2 protein-coding genes are annotated in these 10,535 nt (G+C 54.6%); both read right to left on the minus strand.

Annotated elements, in window-relative coordinates; translation table 11 throughout:
• Window positions 1-8,325 (minus strand): amino acid adenylation domain-containing protein (locus QMG93_RS34700; RefSeq protein WP_413789371.1); only part of this gene is annotated, 8,325 nt, incomplete at its 3' end.
• A gap of 19 nt (window positions 8,326-8,344) precedes the next feature.
• Window positions 8,345-10,535, minus strand: a 2,191-nt coding sequence (locus QMG93_RS34705; RefSeq protein ID WP_281944467.1) for a condensation domain-containing protein, incomplete at its 5' end; no start/stop codon positions are given.

The raw sequence follows: 10,535 nt of genomic DNA on the forward strand, positions 1-10,535 counted from the left end.
CAAATGCTTGGCCAGCCGTTCGATCGTCCCCCTCTTATACAAGGCGGTTGCATATTCGAGGCTGCACTCCAGACCGCCGTCTTCCTCCGACATATCCAGGCTCAAATCAAACTTCGCCATCCCGTAATCGTTCGGATACGGAGCCAGCCTGAGCCCTTCAAGCTCGAATTCTTTGCTTTCCGTGTTTTGCAAAGAAAACATCGTGTCAAAGAGCGGATTGCGGCTTAAATCGCGGGCAACCTGCACTTTGTCGACCAGCTCTTCGAACGGATAGTTCTGGTGCTCATAGGCGCCCAGAGTCGTTTCCTTGACCTCTTCCAAATAGGCCAGGAACGTTTTCTCGCCGGCCGGATAGCTGCGGATGGCCAGCGTATTGACGAACATGCCGATCAGTGGCTGTACATCGCCATGATTTCTTCCCGCAATCGTCGTCCCTACAACTACGTCTTGCTGCCCCGTATATTTATGCAGCACAACCGTATATGCCGCAAGCAGCACCATATACAGCGTCGCTCCGCTTTCGGCCGCAAGCCGTTTCAAGCTTTCGCTCTTCTGCGCATCTATGAAAAATTGAAGCGTATCCCCTTCGTAGCTCTGCACGGCCGGACGGGCATAATCCGTCGGCATTTCCAGCACCGGCAGCTCGCCTCGGAACTGTTCCAGCCAGTACGCTTCCTGCCGCTTCAACTGCTCTTGCTGCGCTTCAGACTGCTGCCACGCCGCATAATCCTTGTACTGAATGCGCAGAGGCTCCAGCTCTTCACCACTGTACAAGCGGACAAACTCCTCAACCAGAACGTCCATCGACACGCCATCCGAGATAATGTGGTGCATGTCGAACATCAGGACATGGCGCTCTTCCGACAGCTCGACCAGACCTACCCGCAGCAGCGGCGGCTTCGCCAGATCGAACGTACGGACGAAGTTCTGTACCGCTTCTTCAGCGGCTTCCTCGCTCGCTTGCACATACTCCACGGCAAAATCCACTGACGGGTAAATCCGCTGCACCGCTTCGCCATTCACCATATCAAAGCCGGTGCGCAGCGTCTCGTGACGCGCGATCAGCCCGCAGAACGCCTCTTCGAACCGTTTTCGGTCCAGCGCCCCTTCCAGCAGCATCGCTCCCGGCATGTTGTAGCTTTGCTCCACCCCTTCCAGCTGTTGCAGGATGAAGAGCCGCTTCTGTGCAGACGATAGCGGATAGTGCTCTCTTTCCTCCGCCACCGGTATGGCCGAAAATACCCCTTCTTCCATCCGGGCAATCGCTTGGGCCATCTCTTCAATCGTCGGGTAGCGGAACACGTCACGCAGCGGGAAATCGACGTTCAGCTCCTTATGCACCTTGCTGACAAGCGTCGTTGCACGCAAGGAATGGCCTCCGATATCGAAGAAGCTATCCGTCACGCCAACCTGCTCAAGCCCAAGAACGCTCTTCCATATGTTGGACAATTCCACTTCCAACGGCGTTCTTGGCGCAATGTGCTCCGCCCCCGAATGCAAGCTTTCCTCCGGTGCGGGAAGTGCTTTACGGTCGACTTTGCCATTGGGCGTTAACGGCATCTGCGGGAGCTGCACAAAGTACGACGGAATCATAAAGGCCGGCAGTTCCTGCGACAACGTCTCCCGAAGTTCAGCTGCCGTAAGTTCGCTCTGCGCTACGAAATAGGCACAAAGCTGTTGCTGCCCGCTTGCGTCTGCACGCGCGATGACAATCGTCTCTTGAACATCCTCGACTTTGGCCAGATGAGCTTCCACTTCGCCAAGCTCGATCCGGTAGCCGCGAATCTTCACCTGATGGTCGATGCGGCCCATGTATTCGATATTGCCGTCCGGCAGCCATCGGGCCAGGTCGCCCGACCGGTACATCCGCTCACCCGGTTCAAACGGGTTGTCTACGAACTTCTCTGCGGTCAGATCGGGACGGTTCAAGTACCCCCGAGCCAAACCTACGCCTGCAATACACAGTTCCCCGGCGACTCCAACAGGTACCTGCTTATTGTACGAATCGACAATGTAAATCCGATGATTACGGATCGGACGGCCGATTGGCACCGACTTCCGCTCAAGATCATTCGGGGAAGCCGCCCAAACGGTTGTACAAATCGAATCTTCCGTCGGACCGTAGGCGTTGAAATAATTTACTTTATCTTTCCACTGACGAACCAATTCGATGGAAGAAGCCGAGCCTCCCGTAATTAGCTTCTTAAAGTGCGTCATGCGGTCCGGATTCAAGTAGGCTGCATAGTTCGGCGGCAAAGTAGCCGTCGTAATCTCGTTATCGTTCATGTAGTTCTCAAACAAACGATAATCCTGAACCGTCTCGGCTGTTGGGATATACAAAGCTGCGCCAAGGAATAAGGCTTGGAAAATTTCAAAGCACGAAGCATCAAACGACAGGCTGGCGAATTGCACAACCCGATCCTGCTCCGTTATTTTTAAAGCTTCGGCGAACACCAGCTTCAAGCTGCACAGCCCGCGATGCTCGATCGCAGCCCCTTTCGGTCTGCCCGTCGTTCCCGATGTGTAAATCACGTAAGCGAGATCCTTCGACCCGGAAACCGGCTCCAGATTCGAGCCGTCCCCGCTGTACACCTGCTCGTCATCCACCGCCAAAACGTTCCCGCCAAACGATACGCGCTCCTGCAAATGGCGCTGGGTCAACAGTATTTGCGCCCCAGAATCCTCCAACATATACCGAATACGATCTTCCGGGTATTGTGGATCAATCGGGATGTAAGCCCCGCCCGCTTTCATAATCGCCATCATGCCAACGATCATCTCAAGCGAACGCCCGACCATGAGGCCCACCAATTGGTCGGTTCGGACACCCGCATCACGCAAGGTTCGCGCCAGCCGGTTTGCCCGTTCGTTCAACTCCCCATACGTCAGCTGCGTATTCTCGAACACAACCGCGATCGCCTCGGGATTCCGCCGAGCCTGTTCTTCGAACAGCCCGTGAATCGTCTGATCCTGCTGATACTCCGCCGCGGTATCGTTGAATACGTCGAAAATTTCCTTTTTTTCCTCCGCAGTTACGAGTTCCAGGGCGGCTACCGCAACATGCGGGTTTGCGCTCACCTGTTCGAGCACGTATACGAAATGTCCCATCAATCGCTCCATGCCGGACCTTTCATATACGAGCGTATTATAATCGAAACGAACCGTGAGCTCTTCTTCCGGCATGACGATCAAGGAAAAATCATAATTCGTTTGTTCCTCAATATTTACATCCGTAATCGTGAGCGTTCCGTCATTGCCACCGCCCGCTTGTTCAAGCTGCTCGCTTAAAGGGTAATTCTCGAATGCCATAATATGGTGAATCAGATTTTGCTTCTGGGCGCTTTGCGCCTGAATCTCATACAACGGGTAGTAGTCGTAGCTTCCGGACTTCAAAGCCGACTCCTGCAAGCTTTTCATCACGTCGGCAAAGCTCGTCTCCGCTTCGCTAGAAACGCGGACAGGTATCGTATTAATGAATAGACCGATCATCTCCTCGATCCCCGGAATTTCCGCCGATCGTCCCGAGACGACGCTGCCGAATACCGCATCGCCGGTTCCGTTATACTTTTGCAAAACAATGCCCCACGCCGCTTGGATCAGCGTATTCACGGTCACCTGTTGCTGTTTGGCAACCTGGCTCATCCTTTCGCTCAAGCTCTTGTCCAAATGGCAAGTGACGTTGTCCCCGACGTACTCCTCGCCTCGCTGCCGCACATTTCCTTGAGGCAGTACGGTTTGACTTTCGTATCCCGCCAAATACTCGGACCAATAGCGGGACGCCGCTTGCTCATCCTGCTTTTCCAGCCACTCGATATATTGGCTGTACGATGGGGCGTCCGCCCGTTCGGGCTGCTCATTCCGCATGTAAGCGTCATACGTCTCAAACAGTTCCTTGGCGATTAAAGACAAGCACCAGCCGTCCATCAGGATATGATGGAAGGTCCAGAGCACGCGATAGCTTTCTTCCCTTGCACGAATTACTTTGACCCGCATCAAGGCATCTTGCTCCAGATCAAAGCCCCGGGTTTTATCATCGCTCGTCAGCTTGTCGATGCGCGTGTTCCGCTCATTTTCCTGAAGATCGCTCAGGTCTTCATAACTGAATTCAATCTGCTTGCCGCGATAGACGATTTGCAGCTGTTCCCCCCTGAAGCCGCCGTAGAAGTTCGTCCGCAATACAACATGACGCGCGACCATCTCGTTCCAGCTTCGGACGAACAAATCGATATTCAAATCGCCTTGCAGGGTAAACCACGCTTGTTCAATATATGCGCCGCCATGTCGGTTCAGGGTATTATGGAAAAACATCCCTTTCTGCATCGGCGTGAGCGTGTAGATGTTCTCGATCTCCCCGATGTGCCGCGTGCGCTCCGCAAGCTGCTCCAGTTCGGCTATGCTCAGCCCCTTGAACTGAACGTCGCTCGGCGTCAATTCCGTCCGTTCTTTGGCTACGCAATGGGCGATGACTTCCTGCAGACTCTCCTGCAGCCATGAAGCCAATTGCTCCATCGTCTCTTTGCGGTATTCCTTCCGGCTGTAGCTTAAGTCAAACGACAGCGAGCCATCCAGAACCATGCCGTTGATTTCCAGCGCAAAGCTTCGCGCTTGCCGGTCGCTCGCCGGCATGCCGCTCGAGTAAGGCGATATGCCCATGTCGTTATTTTCCAAGTCCTGATCGAATTGCCCCAAATAGTTAAAGACGATGTCCGGTTCGACGCCCCAGACGGCATCGTCCGCATGCCCGGACAGGTACCGGCATATGCCGTATCCGATCCCTTTGTTCGGGATTTGACGCAGGTGCTCCTTGACCTTCTTAATCTGATACGATAAATCTTGGCCCTGTTCAAGCTCAAGCACCATCGGAAACTTGCTCGTAAACCATCCCACCGTGCGCGTGATATCGATCTCGGTCAGGATGGTCTCCCGTCCGTGTCCCTCCAGATTGACGAGCAAACGGTCTTGACCGGTCCATCTCCGCACAGCCATCCCCAGCGCCGTTAACAGAATGTCGTTCATTTCGGTGTTATACGCCCGGTGAACCCGCTTCAATAATTGTTCCGTTTCCGCCTGGCTGATCTGTATAATCATCGATTCGCTGTCCCGCTGAAGCGATTCGACCGCCTGCATATCTTTCGGCAGAGAAGGTGCCGGTGTTTGCGCAATGCTCTGCCAATACGCCCGTTCCCTCTCCATCGCCGGACTTTGCGCGTAGGCTGCAAGCTGCTGGGCCCAGGTGCGGTAAGCATCCGTCTTCGCCGGAAAACGAATCTCCTCTCCCTTCCCGGCTTGCTCGTAGCCGAGCGCGATATCTTCCATCAAGATACGCCACGATACACCGTCTACGACGCCGTGATGGATCGCGACGAGCAAATGATCTCCGTCGGCGCAGTGGAACAACCCGGCTTTTACAAGCGGTCCGTTCTCCAGATCGATGCTGCTCTGAATCTCATTGGCTTTGACTTCGACCGCTTGACCGCTTGCCGCCAAGCTCTTGAAGTCGAACACCTCCAGACTGTACAGCTCGCCTTCTCCGATTCCCCGGTTCCATGCCGCATAGCCGTTTTCCGTCCTGCGGAACACCATCCGCAGCGCGTCGTGATGCTCCGTGACCTTCTGCAGCACCTTGCGAATCGCCGCTTCCTCGAACCCTTCCTTCCGGTACAGCATGACGGATTGATTGAAGTGATGAGGGTCGGCGAATTGCTGTTCGAAGAACCAGCGCTGGATCGGAGTCAGGACCGCTTCTCCGGTTACCTCGGCTTGATCAATGGAGCGAGTAATCGGCCGGATATGCGGACTGAGCTGCGCAATGGTCGGATATTTGAACAAATCCTTGATTTCCAGCTTATAGCCGGCTTGATGCAGCCGGGATGAAACCTGAATCGACTTGATGGAATCGCCGCCAAGCTCGAAGAAATGGTCCGTTACGCCGACCCGCCCGGCACTCAGCACGGACTTCCACACATCCGCAAGAGCTTTCTCCGCGTCGGTTCGAGGTGCAACATACTCCCTACCGGCAAGCGCATTACCTTCCGGGGCAGGCAGCGCCTTACGGTCGATCTTCCCGTTCGGCGTTAACGGCATCCGCTCCAGCCGCACAAAGTGCGACGGAATCATATACCCCGGCAGCTCTTGCGACAAGGCTCCCCTCAGTTCGCCGACCGCCAGCGATTTATCCGCCACAAAATACGCGCACAGTTGATATTGTCCGCTTGCATCCTCGCGCGCAATAACGATTGCTTCTTGAACGGATTCGATCTTCAAGAGCTGCTCTTCGATCTCGCCAAGCTCAATCCGATACCCGCGGATTTTCACCTGATGGTCGATCCGCCCCATGTATTCGATGTTGCCGTCCGGCAGCCACCTGGCCAAGTCGCCTGTCTTGTACATCCGCTCGCCCGGCGCGAACGGGTTATCCGTGAATTTCTCGTCCGTCAGCTCAGGACGGTTCAAGTACCCGCGGGCCAATCCTACGCCCCCGATGCACAGTTCTCCTGCCACGCCTACCGGCAACAATTGATTGTGCGAATCCACAATATAGATTCGGTGATTCTGGATCGGACGACCGATCGGCACCGATTTCCGGTCGAGATCATCCGTCGAGGCGGACCAAACCAACGTCACGATCGAAGCCTCCGTCGGACCGTACGCGTTAAAATATTGCACTTTGCCTTTCCACTGGCGAACGAACTCGACGGATACGGCCGAACCCCCGGTGATCAGTTTTTGGAGGCCGGGCATGTGATCCAGATTCAAGTAGGCCGCATACGTCGGCGGCAAGATCGTCGCCGTAATCCCGTTCTCGTTCATGAAGCTCTCGAACAATTGATAATCCAGTATGGTTTCGGCCGTCGGAATATATAACGCCGCGCCAAAAAATAACGCTTTGAAGATTTCCCAGCACGACGCGTCGAACGACAAGCTGGCGAATTGAACCACTTTATCTTGCTCGCTGATTTGCAGCGTTTCCTTAAACATCATCTTCAAGCTGCTCAGCCCGTGATGCTCTACCATAACCCCTTTGGGCTTGCCCGTCGTTCCCGACGTGTAGATCACATAGGCCAGATCGTCCGGCCCGGAGACCGGCTCCAGATTCGAGCCGTCTTCGCCATAGGCCGCCTCATCGTCCAATGCGACCACGTTCCCCGCGAACGGTACGCGCTCCTGCAAGTGCCGCTGCGTTAATAACAGCTGCGCACCCGAATCTTCCAGCATATAGCGGATGCGCTCCTCCGGATATTCCGGATCAATCGGCACATACGCGCCACCCGCCTTCAAGATCCCCAAAATTCCGACGACCATCTCCAGCGAACGCCTAACCATAAGCCCAACCAGCTTGTCTTTATTCACGCCCCCAGCTCGAAGCGTCCGCGCCAGCCGGTTCGCCCGTTGATTCAGTTCCCGGTAGGTGAGCCGTTCGTTCTCAAAAACAACCGCCACCGCGTCCGGAACCCGTTCCGCCTGCTCCTCGATCAGCTGATGAATCGTTTTATCCCGCGCATATTCGGTCTCGGTATCGTTGAACTCATCCAGCAGCTGATGCTTCTCGGACTCCGACAGCATGTCCGCTTTGCTCAGTTCCAGCTCCGGTTGGAACAAGACGACGGACAACAGACGGTCCAAATGGTCAACCGCCCGGGTTATAAAATCGGAATGATACAGGTTTTCGTTATAGAGCAAGTCGTAACGAACCGAATCTTTCCCTAACCCAAATTGAATCTCGCAATCCGTTACTACACTCCGATCGATATCCACGGTATGCAGCTCATTTAATGAAACAACCGTGTTCACGATAGGAACCCCGTCCGCATACTGCAGCTGGAGCTTTTCCGTCATTTTGAGGAACGGTATATTCTGATGCTGGATCGCCCCCGTAACAGACGATTTCAATTCGTTTAACAGAGATTTAAAGGTAGTCTCGGTATCCATCGTATTCTTAAGAATGACCACATGGTTAATAGGCCGCCGCGACTCGTTCGTTTTCTTGACGACCGGCATGCCCAGCAATATATTTTTTTCATTTGTATATTTATAAAGCAAGGACTGGACTCCTGCCAATAAAATCATGTATGCGGCCAAAGGGGAGCCCTTGCTCATCATTAGAATTCGCTGCGCCACGTCAGCCGACAAAGAGCCGGAAACCGACTTCATTTCAGGAATAGAATGAACCGGGGTTTTACTATAAGGCAGCAGCGTTAGCGTGTAATCTTCACCCCCGAATGTTTCGTTCCAAAATAGGGATTCCTTTTCAAAAGCCACCTGCTTCTCTCTCCTCTCTATTCGGCAAAGCGAGTCGGCAGAGTGTATGCTATGGACTGCTAACATACACTCCTGCCGTTCCGTGTCAGAATACAAAATCGATTGCTTCTACCAAGTCCTCTCCTTGCTCCGAATGACCGCTTAATGAAATGTCTTTCAGCAGGATATCAGGCTGCTCGCTAATTTGAGAGATGATTTCCAGTAAATCCTGAGCGTAATTGTCAATCATATTTCGGGCAAACAGCTTGGTGCAATATTCAAAACGACCGTGTATGTCTTCGTCTTCCAACATCAGCTCCAGGGTCAAATCGAATTTGGCCACCGTTTCCGTTTGAATAAAGGGCTCGATGCTCAGCTCTCCGAAGCGATTAACCCGCTCTTCTTTGGTTTCCATCACAAACGCCGTATCAAATAACGGATGACGGCTTAAGTCTCGGGTCACCCTTACTTTTTCTACCAGTTCTTCGAACGGATAGTCTTGATTTTCGTAAGCTCCCAGCATCGTTTCCTTGATTTCCTCAAGGTAAGACGCGAACGGCTTCTCTCCAGCCGGATAATTGCGGATGGCCAGCGTGTTGACGAACATCCCGATCAACGGTTCCATATCGGCGTGGGTTCTGCCTGAAATCGGCGTCCCTACGATGATATCTTCTTGTCCCGAGTACTTATGCAGCAAGATCGAGTAAACCGCCAGCAGCACCATATAGATCGTCGATCCGGTATCCTCCGCAATTCGCTGCAGACCCTCGCTTCTTTGCTTGTCAATAATGAATTCAAGCGCGTCTCCCTCATAGCTGCGAACGGCCGGTCTGGCAAAATCGGTCGGCAGCTCCAACGTAGGAAGCTCGCCATCCAACAGGTTCAACCAATAGGCTTCTTGCTGCTTCATCCGTGCGCGCTGCGCTTCGGACTGCTGCCATGCGGCGAAGTCCTTGTATTGAATGCGCAGAGGCGGCAGCTCCTCTCCGTTATACAAACGGAGCAGCTCTTCAATTAAAATTCCCGTGGATACGCCGTCAGAAATGATGTGGTGGATATCAAACATCAAAATGTGGCGTTCCCGTGTCACTTCGATCAGACCGACCCGCAGCAGCGGAGGATGCTCCAGATCAAAGACGCGGACAAATCGTCCGGCCACCTCTTCCGCTTCCTCTTCGCTCGCTTGCATATACTCCAGCGCAAAATCCACTTCCGGGTAGACCCGCTGCATCGGTTCGCCGTTCACCATCTCAAAGCCGGTACGCAATGTTTCATGGCGCGCAATCAGCCCGCGGAACGCCTCTTCGAACCGTTCCCTGTCCAGCGCCCCCGAGAGCACCATCATGCCCGACATATTGTAGCTCAGCTCCGCCCCTTCCATTTGTTGCTGGACGAAGAGCCGTCTTTGGACGGAGGACAGCATGTAATAATCGCGTTCTTCAAGCGTCGGAATGGATACGTGCTCCTGTTGCTCCATTCCGGCAATCGCCTGGGCCATTTCTTCAACCGTAGAGTAGCGGAATACGTCCCGCAGCGGCAGATCCACGTTCAACTCCTTGTGAATCTTGCTGACAAGCGTCGTTGCCCGCAGGGAGTGTCCTCCCAGATCAAAGAAGTTGTCCTTCACGCCGACGGTTGTAACTGCCAGCACTTCCTGCCATATACGGACCAGCTTCGCTTCCAGCGGTGTACGCGGCGCGGTGTATTCTGATCCGCTCGCGCCCCCTTCCGGCGCAGGCAGCGCCTTGCGGTCGATCTTCCCGTTCGGCGTCAGCGGCAGCCGCTCCAGCTGCACGAAGTACGACGGGATCATGTACCCCGGCAGCTCCTGCGACATCGCGCTTCGCAGCCCGCTGGCTTGCAGTTCCTCCTCCGCCGTGAAGTACGCGCACAGCGCCTTCTGTCCGTTGCCGTCCTCCCGGATGACGACGACCGCTTCCCGTACCTTGTCCACTTTCAGCAGCTGCGTTTCGACCTCGCCGATCTCGATCCGGTACCCACGGATTTTCGCCTGGTTGTCGATCCGGCCGATGAAGTCCACGTTGCCGTCTTCCATCCAGCGCGCCAGGTCCCCTGTGCGGTACAACCGCTCTCCCGGCACGAACGGGCTGTCGACAAACTTCTCTTCGTTCAGCTCCGGTCGGTTCAGGTAACCCCGGGCTACGCCGACGCCGCCGATGCACAGCTCGCCCAATACCCCTACCGGTACCGGATTCAAGTGAGCATCCACAATGTAGAACCGGGCGTTCAGCCACGCCTTGCCGATCGGCACGTTCCCCGCCTCCGGCAGCTTGCTC

It is taken from the genome of Paenibacillus tyrphae, assembly GCF_027925525.1.
Taxonomy (GTDB): Bacteria; Bacillota; Bacilli; order Paenibacillales; family NBRC-103111; genus Paenibacillus_G; species Paenibacillus_G tyrfis_B.